Origin of the sequence: uncultured Campylobacter sp., assembly GCF_938039205.1 — a bacterium.
Lineage (GTDB): Bacteria > Campylobacterota > Campylobacteria > Campylobacterales > Campylobacteraceae > Campylobacter_A.
Map to the genome: position 1 here is coordinate 21,174 of NZ_CALHVM010000058.1, position 18,468 is coordinate 39,641.

20 protein-coding genes are annotated in these 18,468 nt (G+C 45.1%); 5 read left to right on the forward strand and 15 right to left on the reverse strand.

Annotated elements, in window-relative coordinates:
* Positions 1 to 219: 219 nt before the first annotated feature.
* Genes Q0394_RS09105 through exbB form a run of 3 tightly spaced genes read right to left on the reverse strand, consistent with a single transcriptional unit; the run spans position 220 to position 1,847 of the window.
* Positions 220 to 1,083 carry an energy transducer TonB gene (locus tag Q0394_RS09105; RefSeq protein ID WP_298947003.1) on the reverse strand — a complete coding sequence of 288 codons (864 nt, stop codon included), beginning with the start codon at positions 1,081 to 1,083 and terminating at the stop codon, positions 220 to 222.
* Entirely contained in the window at positions 1,049 to 1,426 is a 378-nt protein-coding gene (exbD, locus tag Q0394_RS09110; protein WP_002950018.1) for a TonB system transport protein ExbD, read from the reverse strand. The genes Q0394_RS09105 and exbD overlap by 35 nt, the downstream gene beginning before the upstream one ends.
* Positions 1,419 to 1,847, reverse strand: a complete 429-nt coding sequence (gene exbB, locus Q0394_RS09115) for a TonB-system energizer ExbB (protein WP_002950017.1) — start codon at positions 1,845 to 1,847, stop codon at positions 1,419 to 1,421. Before exbB ends, exbD begins: the two co-directional genes overlap by 8 nt.
* A gap of 216 nt (positions 1,848 to 2,063) precedes the next feature.
* Between exbB and Q0394_RS09120 the strand changes: the two genes are divergently transcribed.
* On the forward strand, positions 2,064 to 4,061 hold the full coding sequence (locus tag Q0394_RS09120; RefSeq protein WP_298947004.1) for a TonB-dependent receptor: 1,998 nt from the start codon (positions 2,064 to 2,066) through the stop codon (positions 4,059 to 4,061).
* A 384-nt stretch (positions 4,062 to 4,445) separates the two neighbouring features.
* On the opposite strand, the gene Q0394_RS09125 is transcribed toward Q0394_RS09120, so the two are convergent.
* Genes Q0394_RS09125 through prfB form a run of 4 tightly spaced genes read right to left on the reverse strand, consistent with a single transcriptional unit; the run spans position 4,446 to position 7,833 of the window.
* A complete protein-coding gene (locus Q0394_RS09125; RefSeq protein WP_298058706.1) occupies positions 4,446 to 5,054 on the reverse strand; it encodes a tetratricopeptide repeat protein in 609 nt (202 codons plus the stop codon).
* 21 nt (positions 5,055 to 5,075) lie between these two features.
* Entirely contained in the window at positions 5,076 to 6,419 is a 1,344-nt protein-coding gene (locus tag Q0394_RS09130) for an FAD-dependent oxidoreductase (RefSeq protein WP_298947006.1), read from the reverse strand.
* On the reverse strand, positions 6,416 to 6,721 hold the full coding sequence (locus Q0394_RS09135) for a type II secretion system protein (RefSeq protein WP_298947009.1): 306 nt from the start codon (positions 6,719 to 6,721) through the stop codon (positions 6,416 to 6,418). The genes Q0394_RS09130 and Q0394_RS09135 overlap by 4 nt, the downstream gene beginning before the upstream one ends.
* Positions 6,722 to 6,732: 11 nt before the next feature.
* On the reverse strand, positions 6,733 to 7,833 hold the full coding sequence (prfB, locus tag Q0394_RS09140) for a peptide chain release factor 2 (RefSeq protein ID WP_009492776.1): 1,101 nt from the start codon (positions 7,831 to 7,833) through the stop codon (positions 6,733 to 6,735).
* Between the two features lie 107 nt (positions 7,834 to 7,940).
* Here prfB and panC point away from each other — a divergent pair, with 107 nt between their 5' ends.
* The 4 genes from panC to Q0394_RS09160 all read left to right on the forward strand — a co-directional run bounded on the left by panC (position 7,941) and on the right by Q0394_RS09160 (position 12,129).
* A complete protein-coding gene (panC, locus tag Q0394_RS09145) occupies positions 7,941 to 8,762 on the forward strand; it encodes a pantoate--beta-alanine ligase (protein WP_298947011.1) in 822 nt (273 codons plus the stop codon).
* Between the two features lies 1 nt (position 8,763).
* Positions 8,764 to 10,071, forward strand: coding sequence for a 30S ribosomal protein S12 methylthiotransferase RimO (gene rimO / locus Q0394_RS09150; protein WP_298947013.1), 1,308 nt, complete (start codon positions 8,764 to 8,766; stop codon positions 10,069 to 10,071).
* A gap of 1 nt (position 10,072) precedes the next feature.
* On the forward strand, positions 10,073 to 11,059 hold the full coding sequence (gene tilS, locus Q0394_RS09155; RefSeq protein WP_298947015.1) for a tRNA lysidine(34) synthetase TilS: 987 nt from the start codon (positions 10,073 to 10,075) through the stop codon (positions 11,057 to 11,059).
* A 299-nt stretch (positions 11,060 to 11,358) separates the two neighbouring features.
* Positions 11,359 to 12,129 carry a DUF2971 domain-containing protein gene (locus tag Q0394_RS09160; RefSeq protein WP_298947017.1) on the forward strand — a complete coding sequence of 257 codons (771 nt, stop codon included), beginning with the start codon at positions 11,359 to 11,361 and terminating at the stop codon, positions 12,127 to 12,129.
* A gap of 85 nt (positions 12,130 to 12,214) precedes the next feature.
* Here the strand turns inward: Q0394_RS09160 and Q0394_RS09165 are convergent, their stop codons facing one another.
* The 8 genes from Q0394_RS09165 to Q0394_RS09200 are packed head-to-tail and all read right to left on the reverse strand — an operon-like array spanning position 12,215 to position 18,337.
* The gene (locus Q0394_RS09165) at positions 12,215 to 13,567 is read right to left on the reverse strand and encodes a PAS domain-containing protein (protein WP_298947019.1); all 1,353 of its coding nucleotides are present in this window, start codon (positions 13,565 to 13,567) and stop codon (positions 12,215 to 12,217) included.
* Between the two features lie 60 nt (positions 13,568 to 13,627).
* Positions 13,628 to 14,155: a hypothetical protein gene (locus Q0394_RS09170; protein WP_298947021.1), complete on the reverse strand. Its 528-nt coding sequence runs from the start codon at positions 14,153 to 14,155 to the stop codon at positions 13,628 to 13,630.
* Positions 14,148 to 14,672: a hypothetical protein gene (locus Q0394_RS09175; RefSeq protein ID WP_298947023.1), complete on the reverse strand. Its 525-nt coding sequence runs from the start codon at positions 14,670 to 14,672 to the stop codon at positions 14,148 to 14,150. The genes Q0394_RS09170 and Q0394_RS09175 overlap by 8 nt, the downstream gene beginning before the upstream one ends.
* Positions 14,665 to 15,666, reverse strand: a complete 1,002-nt coding sequence (locus Q0394_RS09180; protein ID WP_298056685.1) for a hypothetical protein — start codon at positions 15,664 to 15,666, stop codon at positions 14,665 to 14,667. Before Q0394_RS09180 ends, Q0394_RS09175 begins: the two co-directional genes overlap by 8 nt.
* A 56-nt stretch (positions 15,667 to 15,722) precedes the next feature.
* Entirely contained in the window at positions 15,723 to 16,175 is a 453-nt protein-coding gene (locus tag Q0394_RS09185; RefSeq protein ID WP_002949984.1) for a hypothetical protein, read from the reverse strand.
* The gene (locus Q0394_RS09190; RefSeq protein ID WP_366115940.1) at positions 16,172 to 16,798 is read right to left on the reverse strand and encodes a lysophospholipid acyltransferase family protein; all 627 of its coding nucleotides are present in this window, start codon (positions 16,796 to 16,798) and stop codon (positions 16,172 to 16,174) included. The genes Q0394_RS09185 and Q0394_RS09190 overlap by 4 nt, the downstream gene beginning before the upstream one ends.
* Positions 16,788 to 18,098, reverse strand: a complete 1,311-nt coding sequence (gene miaB, locus Q0394_RS09195) for a tRNA (N6-isopentenyl adenosine(37)-C2)-methylthiotransferase MiaB (protein ID WP_298947029.1) — start codon at positions 18,096 to 18,098, stop codon at positions 16,788 to 16,790. Before miaB ends, Q0394_RS09190 begins: the two co-directional genes overlap by 11 nt.
* Positions 18,095 to 18,337, reverse strand: a complete 243-nt coding sequence (locus tag Q0394_RS09200; RefSeq protein ID WP_002949978.1) for an HP0268 family nuclease — start codon at positions 18,335 to 18,337, stop codon at positions 18,095 to 18,097. The genes miaB and Q0394_RS09200 overlap by 4 nt, the downstream gene beginning before the upstream one ends.
* Between the last annotated feature and the right edge of the window lie 131 nt (positions 18,338 to 18,468).

The window sequence follows — 18,468 nt, forward strand, 5'->3', positions numbered from 1 at the left end:
ATTTGATCGGTCGCTTGGGCAAACCGTTTGGCAAATTTAGCCTAGCTATTAGGACTGTAAATTTGGCAAATTTACGTCCCTGCTACGGCGTCAAATTTGATTTGATTGCTACCGATTTTAGTAATGCTAAATTCATAAATAAAACGGCTGATTTTTTGATTTATTGCGTCAAATTTGTAGAATTAAAGATAAAATTTAAGCCGCAAAAACGGCTTAAATTTAGGTGAGTTTGTAGCTAACCGGGATTTTTATGACGTAGTCGCGATCAAGCGTCGGAAAATCAGGTGCAGCGCGGTTTATGAGCTCGACTGCGGCCTCGTCTAGTGTCTCAAAGCCTGAGCTTTTTATCACCTTTACGTCGCGGACGCTGCCGTCTTTTTTGTATAAAAAGCTAACCTCTACGACGCCTTGATGGCGCATTTTTTGCGCGCGTTTAGGGTATTTGTGATGCTTTTGTATCGCCTTTTGGATCTTAGAAAATCTCTCGTCGCCGGCTGATGTCGCGAAGTTAAATTCTCCAACTGTTTCAGCTCCGCTAGGCGGTAAATTTGATTTTACGTTCGAGCTTGGAGCACTACTTGGTTGCGCTGCGGGCGGCGTAGAAGTAGGCGGCGACGGCTGTGCAGGCGGTACTACCTGCGCTACTTGCGGTTCCGGTTCCGGTTCCGGCTCAGGCTTTTTAACCGGTTTTGGCGTAGGTTTAGGCTTTGGTTTTTCCACGGGCTTTTCCACGGGTTTTGGCTTCTCTACCGGTTTTTCTATTGGTTTTGGTTTTTCTATCGGCTTAGGTGGCTCGACCGGTTTTGGCGGTTCTGGCGGCGTGACGACAGGTTCTGGCGGAGGCGGCGCAGGCGGTGCCGGAGGCGGCGGGGCCGGTGGGGTGGGTGCTGGCGGGAGCGGAGCTGCTGGCGGCGTAAAGGTATTTAGCGCTATCTTGACGCTTTTTTCTTCCGGCATCGGTTTTAGTTCTTCGTAAAATTTGATAAAAGATCCGATGAGGATAGAGTGCAACAGGATAGAAACGCCAAGCCCCGTAAAGCTGGCGCGTCTATTCAGTTGTTGTCGTGATAGCGAAGTTTTCATGATTTTTTTCTTTTAGTATGTCGATAACCTTGATAAACGAGTCAAATTTGCTCTCTTTATCGCTTTTAAGTTCTATTAACGTTTCGTTTTTTATCTCGTTTAGCTTTTCTTTCAAATTTTCCTCGGCGATTTTCTCTTCGCCTATAAAAAATTCATTATCTTTATTAATTAAAACGGCTATTTTATCGTTTTCGTCTTGCTTTTTTTCCGCGCTCTCGCTGTTTGGCAGGTCGATTTTGATATTGCCCTGAGCGATAAAGGTAGAGATGCTAAGCACGATAGCTAGCAAAACGAGCATAATATCTATGAGTGGGATTACGTTTAATCCCTCTTTTTTAGGCATTCTCACGTGAAGCCTTGTAGCGGTTTACGAGTACGTCCACTTTTCTCATAAACGCGTTGTAGATCATTAGCGTCGGTATCGCGACGATGAGGCCTAGCGCGGTTGCTTTTAGTGCGAGAGACAGGCCGACCATGATGCTTTTAGTATCGATGCCGCCGCTCATACCCATGTCGTAAAAGGTTACCATGATGCCCGCAACCGTACCCAAAAGCCCGATATACGGCGCATTTGAATAAACGATATAAAGCGTTGTTAAATTTCTGGTTACGCTCTCTTCAAAGTCGTCTTGGTTCTTGTAGTTTTCAAATTTAACGTTTGCGTAAAAGATCAAGCGCTCTATCGTAAGCCACACTACCGTAAAACTCATAAGCCCTAAAATACCGATGATAACGTAATCGACGTTGTGTTTGAGAAATTCCATTTAATGCCTTCTTGTAAAATTTGCGCGCCAATTATAGCAGATTATGGTATTTATTGTCAATAACGAATAAGCAAGTAATATTTTATATAAATTTACCTAAAATTTAGTCTTAAGATTGTAGTATTCGTTTTCAAAATTTGAGCTGATTAAAGAAAACAAAATTTAAATGTTTTTCTAAATCGGCGCAAATTTTCGTAAATTTAAAGAGGAGAAAAAATGAGTTTTAACAATGTTGCGAAATTTTCTTTCGTAGCGGCTCTGGCTATCGGCGCAAATGCCGCGGAGAACGTAACGCTAAGCGGCGTAGAGGTAAGCAGCACTAGCGGCGGCTACGGCGTAGACGACGTAAAAATAAGCACGAGAAACGCAGGCATACTAAAAGACGTTATGCGCGATATCCCGGGCGTTTACGTGGGCGGTACGAACGGCATGAATCAAAAAATCTACATGAGAGGCGTGAGTGACCGCGGTCTAAACATCACGATCGACGGCGCGAAACAAAACGGAAATACCTTTCACCACAACGCAGACCTACTAATCGACCCTGATCTAATTAAAGCCATCGACGTTGAGGTCGGTGCGCGCTCTGTGGTAAACGGCGCTGGGGCTCTGGGAGGTTCGGTAGCCTTTAGGACGGTGGACGCTAGAGATCTGCTGGAAGAGGGCGAAATCATCGGCGCCAAAATCAAAACGGGCTATGCCTCAAATAACGACGAATTTTCGCAAGGACTCATGGTTTTTACCGCGCCCGTCGAGGGGCTTGACTTTTTAGCCGCGATAAATCACAAAGGTTACGACTACGGTAAAAGCGGCAATGGCAAGAAAATCGGCGGCGACGGCAACGACCTTAGCTATCTTTTTAAGCTCGGATACAGCTTTTTAGATGCGCACAGGATATCGCTCTCTCACGAGCACAACCACTACAAGGGACTTTATCCTTTAAGAGCAGAATTTGGTAGTTGGCATACAAATGATGACTACCGCAAATACGAGCGCGACACGACGACGTTAAAGTACGAATTTACTCCTAGCGAGCTGCTAAACCTAGACGTAACGGCCTATCATACGAAACATCAGAGGATCGACGGTAGCAAATGGGGCGTAAAAACTAGAGGCCTAAGCGCGAAAGCAAAAACCGCGATAGAGACGGGCGACGTGACGCAAACGCTAAGATACGGCGCGGAGTACTACCACAGCGAAAATTTTAACAAGCCGCAAAACAACCGCCCCGAAAAAGTAAACAACTACTCGTTTTATTTGGAAGACGCGATCAAATTTGCAGGCCTAACCGTGACTCCTGGCATCAGATACGAGCGCCACGAGCTAAAGACCTATAACGGTACCGGCGCAAATATCGGCGGGTACAAATACAAATTTGACGAATTTACGCCAGCTCTCGCGCTTGATTACGAGTTTATGAAAGGGCTTGGGGTATTTGCTAGCTACGCTAAGGTGTTTAGAGGACCGGACGTTATGGAGTCCATGCTAGCTAGCGGCTCTAGCAGGGGTACGGCGCTGGGATACAGAGCAAACCCTGATCTAAAGGCCACTACGGGCGATAGCTACGAGATCGGCGGACGCTACAAGGGCGAGTTTAGCGAAACGGGACACGTTAGCTTCGTAGCTAAATACTTTAAAACCAAATACAAAAATCTAATCGTAGATAATAACGCAGCCGGCGGACGCATAAATCCGGTGCTTTATAGGATCAACGCAGGCGGCGCGGATATCGACGGCGTCGAGCTTTTGGCTAGGCTAAACCTAGATGCGCTAAGCCTGGGTGCCAGCTACACTCATCAAAAAGTAAGATATAAAGACCGCGTGAGAAACGGTAGCGGCGGCTACTACACGTCAAATATCATTGGCTACCGCGACCAAGGCGACAAATACACCTTTAACGCCGAGTATTCGATAAACGCTATCGATACGCTCGTGGGCTATAATCTTATTTATTTCGCCTCGAAAGACACGACGAGTGCTGGCAACGACGCTGCCGTACATATCCCGAGCTACGCCGTGAGTGATATCTATCTCACTTATGCGCCAAGTGGCGGTAAATTTAAAGGACTTGAGATAAACGCTGGCGTTTATAACGTATTTAACAAAGCCTACGTCTCGCACTCTCAAAGAATGGCCCAGTACACGGGCGATGCGAACGCGATCGACTGGGAGCCTGGCAGAAACTTTAAGGTTAACGTCTCTTATAAATTTTAATTTTTATTCTAAACTTACGCTTCCGGGGGCTTAAATTTGAGCCCCTCTTTTTCTATCTTTTATAAAATTTACTCAAATTTGGCGTTGTTTGTTTTTGCTATTTGCAGGGAAAATCCGCTCAAATTTAACCTGTTTTTTGGCGGAGCGAATAAAATTTGGCTATGGAACGTCAAAAATAAAACCTAAATTTTAGCTGTTAAATTTGCGAGTGTTAGGCATCAAATTTGACGGATGGTTTTTGGTTTTTATATTTTTAAGATGTGGGTTTTGGGAGGTAAATTTTGAGGCAAATTTGAAGTTAAATTTGCTACGGTCAAATTTAAAAAGGCGAGCCGAATTTGACTCGCCGTAGTAAATTTAACACCGAATTTAAATGCGTTAAATTTAGCGCTTTCTGCCCATTCTTTTTAGATTGTCGCATGCAGACGTGTCGCCGCTAAAGCACGCCGAGCGGTAGATGCTTCTAGCTTTTGACTCGTCCTGCGCTACGCCTAGGCCGTGCTCGTAAAGTACGGCCGTGTTCGTGCAGCACGGTACGTCGCCTAGTTTGCAGCCTCTATCGTAGGCCGACATAGCGTTTGCGTAGTCTGGCTCTTTGCCGTCGGCGTTTGAGCGATAAAACTCGCCTAGGTAGTAGCACGAATACGCGCCGCCGTTCGTGCATGAGGCGCTATAGATTTCAAGTGCTTTGTTTGCGTCTTTGCTTACGCCAAGGCCGGTTTGGTACATGTTGGCGAGGTTTGTGCAGGCGGCTTGATAGTTGTTTTTGCATGCTCTTTCATAGTATTTTAGAGCGGTTTTGTGATCTTGCAGATTTTGATAGCTGATGGCAAGATCGTTGCACGCGGAGTAGTTGCCGCTTTCGCATTTTGGCTTTAGAACTTCGATGGCGCGTTTGTTAAAATCGTAGTCGGGGTTGTCGTTGGGTCCGCCGCTTGAAGCTGCGCATCCTACAAACAAAAGCCCGATAAAGGTAAGAAGTAAATTTCTCATTTTTTATCCTTTCCGTCGTTTTTAAAATTGTCCAAAGAGGTCATTTAGCGCTTCGCTGATACTAGGGTGGGTGAAAATCTGATTTTTAAAGAAATCAGCGCCCGCGCCTAGAGCCATTGCGATGGCGATCTCGTTGATAAGCTCGTTTGCGTAAACGCAGTGAAATGCTGCGCCCAAAATTTTGCCGCTTTTTGCCTCCACGATCGCTTTTAAAAATCCTGTTTCGTTGCCGACTACCTTTGCGCCGGGGACCGCGGCTAGCGCTAGTTTTAGGACTTTAAAGTCTAAATTTTGCGCCATGGCTCGTTTTTCGCTTAGTCCTATGCTAGCTAGCGGAGTCTCGGTAAAAAGCGCGCTAGCGTGAGGTGAACGGTTTAGAGTACTACGTTTGCCCGCACCAAAAAGCTTGTCGAATACGATGCGAAAATCATCTAGGCTCGTGTACGTGAAAAGCTCGCCGCCGCGAACGTCGCCCACTGCGTAGATATGCGGCTGGGCGGTTTGTAAAAACTCGTTTACTAGCACGTTTCCCTTAGTGTCCGTTTGTACACCTGCTGCGCTCAAATTTAGCTCCGCAGTCGCCGCTACGCGCCCCGTCGCTAGTAAAAATGCGTCCGCGTCAAGGCTTTTTGGCTCGCAGTTTTGGGTGAAATTTAGCGTGCCGTCTTTTAAATTTTTAACTTCGCAGCCTTCTAAAATCTCGACGCCTTGCATTTGTAGCAGCGCCTTTACGCTCTGTTTTACGTCCTCGTCCTCGTTTTTTAGCACGCCCGAGCGAGCTACGATGGTAACTTTTGAGCCAAACTCGGCAAACATCGAGGCAAACTCAAGCCCGATATATCCGCCGCCCACGACTACTAGGTGCTTTGGAAGCGTTTTTAGATTTAAAATCCCCGTGCTGTCGTAAGCAAAATTTGAACTAACCTCAAAGTTTGGTTTTTCATTAACCGAGCCCGTATTTATAACGATCGTCGGCGCGGTAATCACGCTTTTTGAGCCATCCGTAGCCGCGACTTCGATGCTGTTTTTATCTATAAATTTAGCCGTGCCGTTTATCACGTCGATGTTTGCGTTGCCGTCAAGCATAGTGAAATTTTTAGCTCTAAGCGCGGAAACGAGAGCGTCTTTTTTCTCGATACTTAGCGTGAAGTATTCGCCAGCGACGTTGTTATTTACGTATTGCGCTTCTTTGCTTAAATTTACTAGCTTTTTAGTCGGGATGCAACCGATGTTTATGCATGTTCCGCCGTACATCTGCGCCGATTTTTCGATCACGGCGACCTTTTTGCCTAAATTTGCGGCTTTTACGGCGAGAGTTTTGCCGGCCTTGCCAAAGCCGATGACGATGATATCGTAGTTTTTCATATGTTTTTTCCTAGTATGTAGTGCGTAGTTTCATTCACTTTTTTTATGTTTATCTTGTTTTTTTCAGCCCAGTTTTCGATCACGTTTAGCGCATCGGGCGTTTTGTCTGCATTTTTTATCTTAAACACGTTCTCGCTGCCGCTCATCGCTACGAAGCCGCCAAGCGGTTTTAGGTGGTCGTTTAGTGTGATGATACTGCTTAAATTTAACCCGTCGCAGTTGTTTAGTATGCGCCTAACCTGTGCGGCGGTTGCGTCGTTTTCGTTGTAGCCTAGTTGGTTTAAAAGAGCTGAAATTTCCATATTTTTCCTTTCTAGTTTATGCTTTTTTGGCTTACCAAAACGCCCTCGATGAGCTTTTTTATATCGCCGTCTAGTATCGCGTCGGTTTGGCTGTATGCCTCGCCGCTGCGGTTGTCTTTAACCTGCTGATACGGGAAAAGCACGTAGGAGCGGATCTGATGCCCCCAGCCAATCTCGCTTTTTTCGATACTGCCGGCGGCTTCTTGCTGTTTCATTAATTCTAGTTCGTACAGGCGCGATTTTAGCATTTTCATCGCGGTGGCCTTATTTTTGTGCTGGCTGCGGTCGTTTTGACACTGCACGACGATGCCGGTGGGTGCGTGAGTGATACGCACGGCAGACTCGGTTTTATTTACGTGCTGACCGCCTGCTCCGCCTGCGCGGTAGGTGTCGATTTTTAGATCTTTTTCGTCGATTTCTATCTCGATGTCATCGTCGATCTCGGGGCTTACCATCACGCTGGTAAAGCTCGTGTGACGGCGACCTGCGCTATCAAACGGGCTGGTTCGTACTAAGCGGTGGATACCGTTTTCAGCCTTTAGGTAGCCGTAAGCGTTTACGCCTTTAACGATAAAGCTCACGTCCTTTAGCCCGGCTTCTTCGCCCTCTTGAAAGTCCAGAGTTTCGACCTTAAAGCCCTCTCTTTCGCAAAAGCGCAGGTACATGCGGTATAGCATGCTAGCCCAGTCGTTACTCTCCGTGCCGCCTGCGCCCGGGTGGATGGTGACGATGGCGTTTTTGCCGTCGTCCTCGCCGCTAAGTAGCATAGAAATCTCTAAATTTACGATCTTATCCTCTAACTCGCCAGCCTCGGCAAAGAGCGAATTTATCGTCTCTTCGTCGTTTTCAGAGTTTGCCAGCTCGTATAGATCCTTTGCGTCGTCTACGGCGCTTTTGGCATTTAGGAAATTATTTAAGATATTTGAAATTTTCGTTTTTTCTTTGCCGATGGCGCCCGCTTTTGCGATGTCTTGCCAGAAATTTTGATCGTTTTCCATCTCCTCGATCTCTTTTAGGCGAGCTTTGATACTCTCGGGTTTTACGACGCCCGCGATATTTTCTACTTTCGTGTTTAGGGTTTTTAGGAGTTCCGTGTATTCGTAATTATCCAAAATTTAAGACCTTTTTTGTGCTTTTTGGCGTGATTATAACATATTTGTAAGAGTAAAGATAAAATTTGCTATAATCGCGCGTTAAAATTAAACATAAAGAAGAGAAAATGCAAATTTTAAAAACAGCAGAACAGCTGCGAGATTTTGTCGCGGCAAATCCCGAAAATATCGGCTTCGTACCTACGATGGGCGCGCTTCACGATGGGCACGCTAGCCTCATAAAAAGATGCGTAGCAGAAAACAAAACCGCGATCGTTTCGACCTTCGTAAACCCGACTCAGTTTTTGGCGGGCGAGGACTTTGATAGCTATCCCAAAAACGAACAAAACGACGCTAAAATTTGCGAGGAGCTGGGCGTGCATGCGATGTTTGCGCCTGAGGCTAGGGAGCTATATTTTGATACCGAGCCGCTAATCAGCGCGCCTGAAAATTTAGCGAGTGTGCTTGAGGGCAAGACTCGCCCTGGACACTTTGACGGCGTGCTTCGCGTGCTAAATAAACTCTTTAATCTAACAAACGCAAAGCGCGTCTATATGGGCAAAAAGGACGCGCAGCAGCTACTCATCGTGCGAAATTTCGTAAAAACCTGTTTTTTAAATTTAGAGATCGTGCCTTGCGAGATCGTTCGCGCGCGCGACGGACTGGCGCTTAGCTCGCGAAACGCCTACCTAGACGAGGGGCAAAAGCTAGAGGCGCTTAAGCTTTCGCATTCGCTTAAAAAAGCTTCAAATTTGATCGCGGCAGGCGAGCTAAGCGCACAAACGATAAAAGGCGAGATGCTACAAACCCTAGAGCCGCTAAACGTCGATTACGTCGCGATCGTCGATAGAAATTTAAACGAGATCTCGCTAATAGAACCGGACAACACCATCATCCTGGTCGCCGCGTATGTGGGCAAAACGCGCCTGATCGACAATCTGTGGGTATAAGATGGGCAAACTTCACTTAGTATCATTAGGCTGTAACAAAAATTTGGTGGACTCCGAGATCATGCTCGGACGCCTCTCAAACTATGAGATCACGCCAGATGTCGCCTCTGCTGACGTCATTATCGTAAACACCTGCGGCTTTATAAATTCGGCAAAAGAGGAGAGCATCCGCGCGATCCTGGATATGCACGAAGCGCGCAAAAAAGGCTCCCTGCTCGTAGTCACGGGCTGCCTCATGCAGCGCTACCGCGAGGAGCTGATGAAAGAGCTGCCCGAGGTTGATCTATTTACCGGCGTCGGAGACTACGACAAGATCGATGAAATCATCCTAAAAAAGCAAAATTTATTTAGCCCGGATACCTACCTGCAAGCAAGCGAAGAGCGTGTGATAACGGGCTCAAACTACCACGCCTACATCAAAATTTCAGAGGGCTGTAACCAAAAATGTAGCTTCTGCGCGATCCCGACCTTTAAAGGTAAGCTAAAATCCCGTGCGCTGGAAAACATCGTAGACGAGGTGCAAAAGCTCGTAAAAAAGGGCTACTACGACTTTAGCTTCCTCTCGCAAGACAGCAGCTCGTATATGCGCGATCACGCGGTTAGCGACGGGCTTATCTCGCTAATTGACGCAGTAGAAAAGATCGAGGGCGTCAAAACCGCGCGCATACTTTATCTCTATCCTAGCACAACCTCAAACGCGCTAATAGAGCGCATCATCGCCTCGCCGGTGTTTGTAAACTACTTTGATATGCCGATCCAGCACGCGAGCGACAAAATGCTAAAAATAATGAGGCGCGGAAGCGGCGCGGTGCGGATAAAAGAGCTTTTAAATTTGATGAAAAAGGCACCTGGTGCGTTTTTACGAACGGGCGTCATCGTCGGACACCCGGGCGAGGGTGAAGCTGAATTTGACGAGCTTTGCGCGTTTTTGCAGGAGTTTAAATTTGACCGCGTTTCGGCGTTTGCATATTCGAAAGAGGAGGACACGCTCTCATACGAGATGGAGCAGGTGCCCGCCAAAATCATCTCAAAGCGCTTAAGCAAGATCGAAAATATCACTCGAGCCGCGATCGAGGCGAGCTTCGCGCAGGAGCTAGGGCAAAAATTTATCGTTTCGCTCGAGGGCGAAAGCAGCGAGGGCGAGATGTTTTACGCCGCGAAAAAGGCGCTGTGGGACAAGGACATCGACGGCGAAATTTTGATCAACGAAAGCGACGTGGAGCAGCTAGAAACCGGCGGTCGCTACTGGTGCGAGATCACGCAGGTAGCGGGCGCCCAGGCGCTAGGCAAGATCACGGCAAAGGCCTAAAATGCTAAGCGCGCCAGTTTTACATAAGCTAAAATCGGGGCGAAATCTGCTTGCATTTTCGCACGGCGTCGATAGTACGGCACTTTTTTACCTTTTGGACGAGGCGGGCGTGAAATTTGACCTTGCGATCGTGGACTATAACGTCCGCGCGCAAAGTAAGGACGAGGTCGCCTCGGCACGAGATCTGGCGGCTAAATTTAACAAACAAATCTACGTAAAAAGCGTACAGCTGGGCGCTTCAAATTTCGAACACGAGGCGCGCGCGGCCAGATATGATTTTTTCGCCGAAATTTGCCGCGAGCGGGGATATGAAAATTTGATCTTGGCGCATCAGTTTGATGATAAATTCGAGTGGTTTTTGATGCAGCTTGGGCGCGGCGCGGGGCTTAGCGAGCTGCTTGGCATGCAGGAGCTTGAGACTCGCGAGGATTACGTGATCGCTCGTCCGCTTCTAGGCGTGCGAAAGTGCGAGCTGGAGCGGTTTTTGCGTGAGCGAAACCTAAAATACTTCACCGACGAGACGAATTTGACGGACCGGTTTAAGCGCGGATTTATTCGCGCTAAATTTAGCGAGCCGTTTTTGGACGAATATTTTAACGGCGTGAAAAAGAGCTTTGAGTTTTTGGCGGCCGATGCGTTAAATTTAGCTCCCGAAATTTCTAATCCTGCGCTTAAAATTTACCTCGTAAAACGCGGTGCAAACGAGCTTCGCGGCGTGGGTCTTACCTGCAAGCGGCTAGGACTCGTGCTAAGCTCGGCGCAGCGAAGCGAATGCGCACGCTGCCTAGAAAATGGCACGGGCTGCGTGCTAGGCGGTAAGGTAGCCGTCGGGGCTGGCGCAAAAATTATTCTCGTAACGCCATATATCAAAGCCGCGATGGAAAAGAAATTTAAAGAAGCGTGCCGCACCCTAAAAATCCCGCCGATAAATCGCGGATTTTTATTTGCCGAGGGCGCGGATCTTGCGCTATTTGAGGAGCTTTTATGAACGTTTGTTTTACCTCCGATCTGCACTTCGGCCACTAGCCGGTGCTGAAAAAATACCCGAATTTTAGAAAAGGCGCAAATGTGGTTGAGATGGATGAAAATCTCGTCATTGCTTGAAATGCGTGTGATGCCGTCTATTATCTGATAAACTAAGTATTGCCTCTTCTGTTGTTCACGGTTATAATATTTTGGCTTTTATACAAGAACAATGTAAATCTGCTAAAAATTAATTCAAAAAATATTTAAAATATGCTATTGTTTCATATGCTAGATAATATTATTTAATAGAGGATTATAAAAATGTCGCAAACAAAAGAGAAAATCAAGATATTTTCAAAATTTAGACCGTTTGTTCATAGCGGCGAAATAGATGTTCATTCTAATTTTGTATGTTCGCTTTATTCTGACAGTAATAAGCGCTTAAGAGGCATATTGGAAAATAAACAACTTTACGCTCCTAATTTTACTACCTTTAATGACGCTAGAGAGGGTTGGTTTAACGCTATATATAAACAAGGAATTAGTATTAAAGAAGTGTTAGATAATATGTATGAAAGAAAACTAGAAAAAAATATATGTTGTTTTAGTGAGAAATTTGATGATTTTGAGAAAAACGGTAAATATAGAAATCACGAGCTACTTATGTGGGCACATTATGCAAATAGTCATCTAGGGCTAAGGATAGATTTTAGTGTAAAAGAAGCATTTCGTAGAAAATATGTAAAAAAGGTAAGATATCGTCAGAAAATTAAAGATATCAATATTTATGAAGGTAAATCATATTTCCATTCTGAAAAAAACATAATCGATATATTAACCAGAAAAGATAATGTTTGGGAATATGAGCATGAATATAGGGCAATATTGGACAATGTTTGCAATAATGTAGATATAGATATAGAGCGTATAGTTCTAGGAAGGGGATTTTTGCCTAGAGTTAATTATGGCGAAAACAATATAGCTTGCAATTTAAAATGTTTAGTAAATGCTATAAAGCATATATTAAACGACAATAAAGTAAAAATTAGCATGTATAAAAGCAGATATGATGATGAGCTTATAGATATCTAAGATACAAACAAAAATTGATTTATAATATCTTGAACTTAGTAGCCCTTGACTACTAAGTTCAAGTAAATTTATTGGTCGTAAACTATCACTCCCCGTATTTTTTCTTTAGATCGTCCCACGTCACCAGCGTGCGTTTGCCCTCTAGGCTGCGGATGCGCGTGACGTCTTGCATCATCTCTAGCACCCCCTTAAATACGCCGTTTTCATCGCGCACTGCGGCGTAGTAGATGTAGATAAATTTGCCGTGAAGCTCCAGCCAAAAGTCGATCTCATCGCGCTCGCCCTTACGAAACGCATCGATGATCTCTAGCACGCTAGCTACGCTCTCGCGCGGGTGGCAGTTTTTCACGTCGCGCCCGATGACGCCGGCACTTCGCGGAAATACGCGGTGCTTGGTGTCGGTGTAAAATTTCACGATCTCGTTTTCATCGACGAATGAGAGGTCAACGGGCATATGCTTATAAATGAGATTGATTTGCTCTAGCGTAAGCTTGCCCGTGGCGACGTCAAAAACCGCGTTTTTATCGCTGTTCGCGTTTGGATTTAGCCCGTATTTACTCATCAAATTTGACAGCTCTTTTAGGAAATTCGGATTTAAAACCGCTTCGTTTAGGTTGTCGTTTTGTAAATTTGCCGCGCTTAAATTTGACTCGCTTTGTAAATTTACGTCCTTTAAATTTGCCTCCGAGCTGCTACCGGACTCCAAATTTAACGGATAAAATTCGCTCGGCTTTTCGATGAGAAAATACCCGATCTCGTCATCACCTCGTCTCATCGCGCGAAACTCATCCTCGCTGATTAGCTCCAGCGACGTCGGATAGAGCGCCGCCTCCTCGCGTCCGAGCAGATCGAGTAGATTTTCGTAGATCTCGTGCTGAGCCGCGATAAACTCATCCGCCTTGCCGCACTCTAGCAGCTCGCGCGCTGCGGCGATACCGTCGCGGACCTTGTTATCAAAGCTCCACATAAAGCGCGACGGGCGGTCAAATCCCTTGTTTTCGAGCATTGAGTAGAGCTGGTGCTGTTTTCTAGCAAAGTGCGTTCTGTTAAAGCCGCCCAGTTTGTCGTAAATTTCAAGCCATTCGTTTTTGATAAATTTCTTTTTTAGCAGCTCTTTTGCCTTTGCGATTAGTTCGCGCGCGGCATCGTTTTCGTCGATGTAGGTGGCGATAGGGTGGTCTTTTGGTAAATTGGGGCGCTCGGCTGTTAGGATACCGCGCAGGATTTCTGATAGCTCGGCGGCGTTTTCATCGATAAACTCGCTCTTAAAGCCTAAATTTAGCAAATTTGCGCGCACGTTTTTAAAATCGGCCGGCGTGAGTTTCGTTAGTTCGGATTTTGCAGCTTTTCTAGAGGCGAAAAAATTTACCGTTCCGTTAAGATAATCCCTTAAGATCGCAGTCGCCAAGGCAACGGCGGCGTTATTAAATTTAATCATTTTTTATCCTTAACTTAAATTTTAAGGATTATACAAAAAGCGGAGAGTAAAAACTTTGATTTATCTTAAGCTGTAAATTTTGACGCCAAAGGTCGCGTCGATTTTTTCGGCATCCTTGCGCATTTTGATCGGAAAGTCGATTTTTACGATATTTTCGTAGCTTTGTAGCGCATCCATAAACTCGTAAAATTTAGCAGGAGTTTTCATGGAGCCCATTACCGTTAGCTCGTAGACCGAGATCTCACCGTTTTTTGCGGCCTCTTTTGGCTCGCTTAGATTTACGTTCATAAAGTACTTTGAGGCAAATTGAGTAAAATTCTCTACGTCAAATTTGTTTTCAAGAGCTTCTAATACGGCCTTGTCGTTTTGCTTTATCTCGTTTAGGGCTTTTGATTTGGTGTCGTAGAGCCTTTGCGTTTGCGCACTTGCGGCGATTTGCATGCGACTTTCGTATTTTACCTGCTTGTATTCTTTGATACTCGGTACTAAAAAGCCAAATATCATCACAAGGCAAGCGACTATAAAAATTAGAATATAGATGAGTAATTTGGTAACGTCGATATTTTGTAGGCTTCTATCTTTACTCATTTTTACCCTCTAAGCTGTCGGTTTTATTTGTGCTGATGAAATTTAGCCAGCCGCTATCTAGTTGATAAAAAGAGGTATTTGACGTGTTAAAAATCGACTTTAGCGGCGTGGCGAGTAACATATTGTAAATATCTCGGCTAGGCGTAGTGCCTTTTACGACGAGTGAGTTTTTATCCATCGAGATCTCGTGTAGCGTGATGCTTGAGGGGACAAGATCGAGTAGATTGCGCAGGCTTTGTTTTAAGACAGCATTTGAGGCCGCTATCTCGTTTGCGCTATCTCTTCTTTGCTTTAAAAGCGCAGTGAGCTCGTCGGCTTGTTTGATTTGCTCTTGCGTCTGCTCTTGTTTTTGTTTTAAAATTTGCGTTTCGTTTCGTAGCGAGTTACTTTTAAACTCAACAAAGAAATTTGCCGCAGCAAAAAGTAACACTATCGTAGCGATAAAAAACAGCCAAATTTTGCTAAAAAGGTTAAAAATCGGTTTTCTCTGAGGTCTTATAAAGCTATAACTAGTCATTTTCCAACTCTTTTTTCATTAGCTCGGTCATCGTTTTTAGCGTATCGACGGGATAAACGGCGGTTTTTACTAAGAGTTCGTTTTCTAGATAGTGTAAAAACGTAGCGCTCGTCCTCTCTGTAGCGTCGAAAATCACGACATTTTCGATAAAATCGCCTTCGTATAGAGGATTTGAATAAAATTCTTTAAGCGCTAACGATATATACCGGTACATACTCATATCGCGCCCAAATATCGATACCGAGGCGGTTACATCGGTGGATTCTGGCATATTTATATCGTAGTCTAGGTCGGCAAACTCCTCTTGGCTATCGCCGGTCTTTAACATATCGTCTAAATTTTCTAGACCGTCCATGTTGTTAAAGCTTTCGTCTACATTCGTGATAAAATCATCTATCTCGTCGCTGTTTTCTTTATCAAATTCGACGTTCTCGTCGCCGTCGTCCTCATCTAGCTTACAAACTGTGGCGTATTTTGCGCCGTTACCTGATGTAATGCAGATGGCGAAAATTTCTTTGCAGGCATAAATAAAAAGCGTCTTTGCCGTAGATAATTTTTGTTTCTCGATCTCTTTTTGTATAAGTACTATGGGCGAATAAAGTACGTCTATGTCCGTATCGCCAAATTTACTCTCGGCGGCTTTAACGTCTGAAAGTTTTGCATAGATCAGCCAATTTTTAGCAGGATTTATGCAAGTTATCTCTTTTGTCTTTATGCCTAGTTTTTCGAGATTTTCGGCATTTTTTGCCTCAAATGCGCCTTGTTCGAGCGCGTCGAAAAATAGCGAAATATAAACCCATTTATACTCTTTTTGTAGATTTTTTAGATACTCTTTTATTCTGTCCGAGATTTTGCCGGACTCTTCTAGGTCAAATTCATTTTTTATCGTTTTGATAGGAGTTGCGCCCTTGTATGCCTCGCCGTAAAATATGCATTTTTTAGACTGGATAACGGCGCTAAGATATAAAACGCTAAAAAAACGACGTATCAGCAAAGATTTCTCCTAAAAATTACGATGCGTTATAATACCCAAAAAGCCATAAAATAGAGTTAAAACAGCTCTTTTTGTAGGGTTAAAAATTTATCTTTTATTCGTTTTGCTTCTTCTTGTAGGTCTGAATCGGTCAAATTTGACGGCTTAAGCTCTGCATAGTCGCTCACGGCGATGTCGCACATCATACGAATTTTGTCTAAATTTACTTTGCTTACTTTACCTGATTTGCTGATTTTTTGGATATTTTCTAGGTAGCCGTTTGAGCGAGCGATGTAGAGGGCGTATTTTTGTGAGATTTCGCTTTGCACCATCACGGTGTGGGCGAGTTTGTTGTAGATATCTTTATGGTAGGCTGATTTTGAGAGCTTATAGGCGGTTTCGTAATCGCCCATTTCGTAGTAAAATTTGGCTCCAAGCGCGTTTTTGTAAGATGGGCTAAGCGTAACAAATGAGACAAAAATAGCCGCCAAAAGTGCTCCGATAATTAAAATAACGGTCTTTGAGCTCATTTTTCCATCTCCTTTTTTATCTGCTCTCTTGCGGCTTCTAGCTCCATGCCTGTCAGGCTAAAAGGCGGCGAGAGCGTGTAAGAAATCTCGCTAAAAGGCTTTGGGATTATCATCTTATCCCAGCTTTTTAGCTGCCAAAATTTGCTCGCTTCGTAGTTTAAAATTTGTATAGGCGCATTTTGCTTTTGTGCGATGACGACAGCTCCGTCGGCGACGCTGTGATAGGGGCCGCGCGGGCCGTCCGGGGTGATGATGACGTCGACGCCGCTTTTTAGCTCTCTAAAGCTTTGCGCGAGAGCCTTTACCGCGCCTTTTGAGCTACTGCCCCTGATCGCGCCGATACCGAAAAACGAAATCACGCGTGCGATGATTTCGCCGTCCTTGTGGTCGCTTATTATTACCTTGGCGCGTCTTTGCGGATTTTGGCCGTTTTTCCACCAGTGTACGTAGGCAAAGCTCATTAGCGCCAGCCTGCCGTGCCAAAATAGCACTACGCAGGGCTCGTTCGTCAAATTTGTCTTAGAAAAGCTCTTTTTGCAGGTTAAAAATATAATCCAAATAAAAAAATAGATAATGCGCGGGGCTAAATTTATAAAAACGCTTCGTTTAAATTTAGCCCACAAGCTCACCGTAAAGCACCATTCTCTTTGGATCGTTCACGCGCACTTTTAGCGTCTTGCCTAGCAGTTCTTCGCTACCTGCGACTTGAACGAGGAAGTTATTAAAGCTTCTGCCGGCGACGCCGCCGTTTGCACGAAGCTCCTCAAAATATACGTCAAAAATTTTGCCTTTTTGCGCCGCGACTATTTCGTCTAAAATCTCGTTGTGACGGCTTTGTAGGCGGGTTAGACGAGCGCTTGCGACGACTTCGTCGATTTGGTTTGTAAACTCCGCCGCCTTGGTCATCGGGCGAGGCGAATACTTAAAGCTAAAAATTTGCTCGAAGCGTACTTTTTCCAGCACGTCCATCGTATCCTCAAACTCCTCGTCCGTTTCGCCAGGAAACGCCACGATAATGTCGGTCGAAATACTAACCTCGGGGCACATCGCGCGCAGTCTAGCTGCTCGGTCTAAAAACCACTCTTTGGTGTAGCCGCGCTTCATCTCGCGTAGTACTTTGGTGTTTCCGCTTTGAAGCGGCATGTGCATGGATTTGCAAATTTTGGGATTTTGGCTAAAGATTTCTAAAAATTTATCGTCCATATGGAGCGGATGCGGGCTAGTAAATCGTATGCGCTCGACGCCATCTATCTCGCTGATCTTTACGAGTAGGTCGCTAAAATCTATCTTCTCGTGCGTGCCTGAAAATCTCTTGCCGTAGTTGTTTACGTTTTGCCCGAGCAAGAAAATTTCCTTCGCTCCGCCTTCGGCCGCTTTTTTTACTTCGCGCAGGATCAAATTTGCCGGGATCGAGATCTCGTCGCCTCTGGTGTGCGGAACGATGCAGTAGGTGCATTTTTTATCGCAGCCGATCGAGATATTTATGTGGCTTTTATACGGTGAGCCGCGAAATTCGCCAAATGCGTACTCGCTCTCGTCGTGATTTATATCGGTGCTGATAAATTTAGGCGTCTTAACGGCAGCTGAAATTTTACTGACGTTTCGCGCACCGAGTACGAAATCCACGTAAGGCGCTCGTTTAAAAATTTCACTTCCCAGATGGCTTGCCGTGCAGCCGCAAACTCCAATTTTAGCGCCTGCTTTTTTTACTTTTTCAAAACCGCCGATCTCGCTAAAAAGCTTATGCACAGGCTTTTCGCGCACCGAGCAGGTGTTGATAAGGATGAGGTCGGCCTCGGAGATGTCCTGAGTGAGCTCATAGTCCTCTTTTTGTTTAAGCTCTGCAATGATGTGCTCGCTGTCGCGGACGTTCATCGCGCAGCCTAAAGTCTGGATAAAGAGCTTTTTTTGCGCTGCGCTCAAAGGATGTGCACCTCGTACATGTAGTCGTTTTCGTCGAGACCGTATTTTACGGTGCGGTGATAGACGCTAAGGCCTTTTTCCTCGAAAAATTCAACCAAAGCGATGAGTTGTTTGTGGCTGTTTTCTCTGTCGAAATAGAAAATTTGTTGCGGATCTTTAGCAAATGCCGCTTCGATTTTTTCAAGAGAGATCGTTTTTGGTTTGGCGTCAAGTTGCGTTCTAGCGAGTTTTAGCTCCATTTTTAATCCTTTGAAATCTTTAATTTAATCTGTGAATATAGCAAAAACATCTTAAAAAACGCATTAAACTTCTTAAAAGTATAAAGCTTGTATAATACCCCTCTAACTCAAAAATTCCCCCAAATTTAAAT

What these genes read in the sequence shown, in the direction of transcription:
- Q0394_RS09105 (WP_298947003.1), bottom strand. Translation starts at nt 1,083, where the DNA reads ATGAAAACTTCGCTATCACGACAACAACTGAATAGACGCGCCAGCTTT.
- exbD (WP_002950018.1), bottom strand. Translation starts at nt 1,426, where the DNA reads ATGCCTAAAAAAGAGGGATTAAACGTAATCCCACTCATAGATATTATG.
- exbB (WP_002950017.1), bottom strand. Translation starts at nt 1,847, where the DNA reads ATGGAATTTCTCAAACACAACGTCGATTACGTTATCATCGGTATTTTA.
- Q0394_RS09120 (WP_298947004.1), top strand. Translation starts at nt 2,064, where the DNA reads ATGAGTTTTAACAATGTTGCGAAATTTTCTTTCGTAGCGGCTCTGGCT.
- Q0394_RS09125 (WP_298058706.1), bottom strand. Translation starts at nt 5,054, where the DNA reads ATGAGAAATTTACTTCTTACCTTTATCGGGCTTTTGTTTGTAGGATGC.
- Q0394_RS09130 (WP_298947006.1), bottom strand. Translation starts at nt 6,419, where the DNA reads ATGAAAAACTACGATATCATCGTCATCGGCTTTGGCAAGGCCGGCAAA.
- Q0394_RS09135 (WP_298947009.1), bottom strand. Translation starts at nt 6,721, where the DNA reads ATGGAAATTTCAGCTCTTTTAAACCAACTAGGCTACAACGAAAACGAC.
- panC (WP_298947011.1), top strand. Translation starts at nt 7,941, where the DNA reads ATGCAAATTTTAAAAACAGCAGAACAGCTGCGAGATTTTGTCGCGGCA.
- rimO (WP_298947013.1), top strand. Translation starts at nt 8,764, where the DNA reads ATGGGCAAACTTCACTTAGTATCATTAGGCTGTAACAAAAATTTGGTG.
- tilS (WP_298947015.1), top strand. Translation starts at nt 10,073, where the DNA reads ATGCTAAGCGCGCCAGTTTTACATAAGCTAAAATCGGGGCGAAATCTG.
- Q0394_RS09160 (WP_298947017.1), top strand. Translation starts at nt 11,359, where the DNA reads ATGTCGCAAACAAAAGAGAAAATCAAGATATTTTCAAAATTTAGACCG.
- Q0394_RS09165 (WP_298947019.1), bottom strand. Translation starts at nt 13,567, where the DNA reads ATGATTAAATTTAATAACGCCGCCGTTGCCTTGGCGACTGCGATCTTA.
- Q0394_RS09170 (WP_298947021.1), bottom strand. Translation starts at nt 14,155, where the DNA reads ATGAGTAAAGATAGAAGCCTACAAAATATCGACGTTACCAAATTACTC.
- Q0394_RS09175 (WP_298947023.1), bottom strand. Translation starts at nt 14,672, where the DNA reads ATGACTAGTTATAGCTTTATAAGACCTCAGAGAAAACCGATTTTTAAC.
- Q0394_RS09185 (WP_002949984.1), bottom strand. Translation starts at nt 16,175, where the DNA reads ATGAGCTCAAAGACCGTTATTTTAATTATCGGAGCACTTTTGGCGGCT.
- Q0394_RS09200 (WP_002949978.1), bottom strand. Translation starts at nt 18,337, where the DNA reads ATGGAGCTAAAACTCGCTAGAACGCAACTTGACGCCAAACCAAAAACG.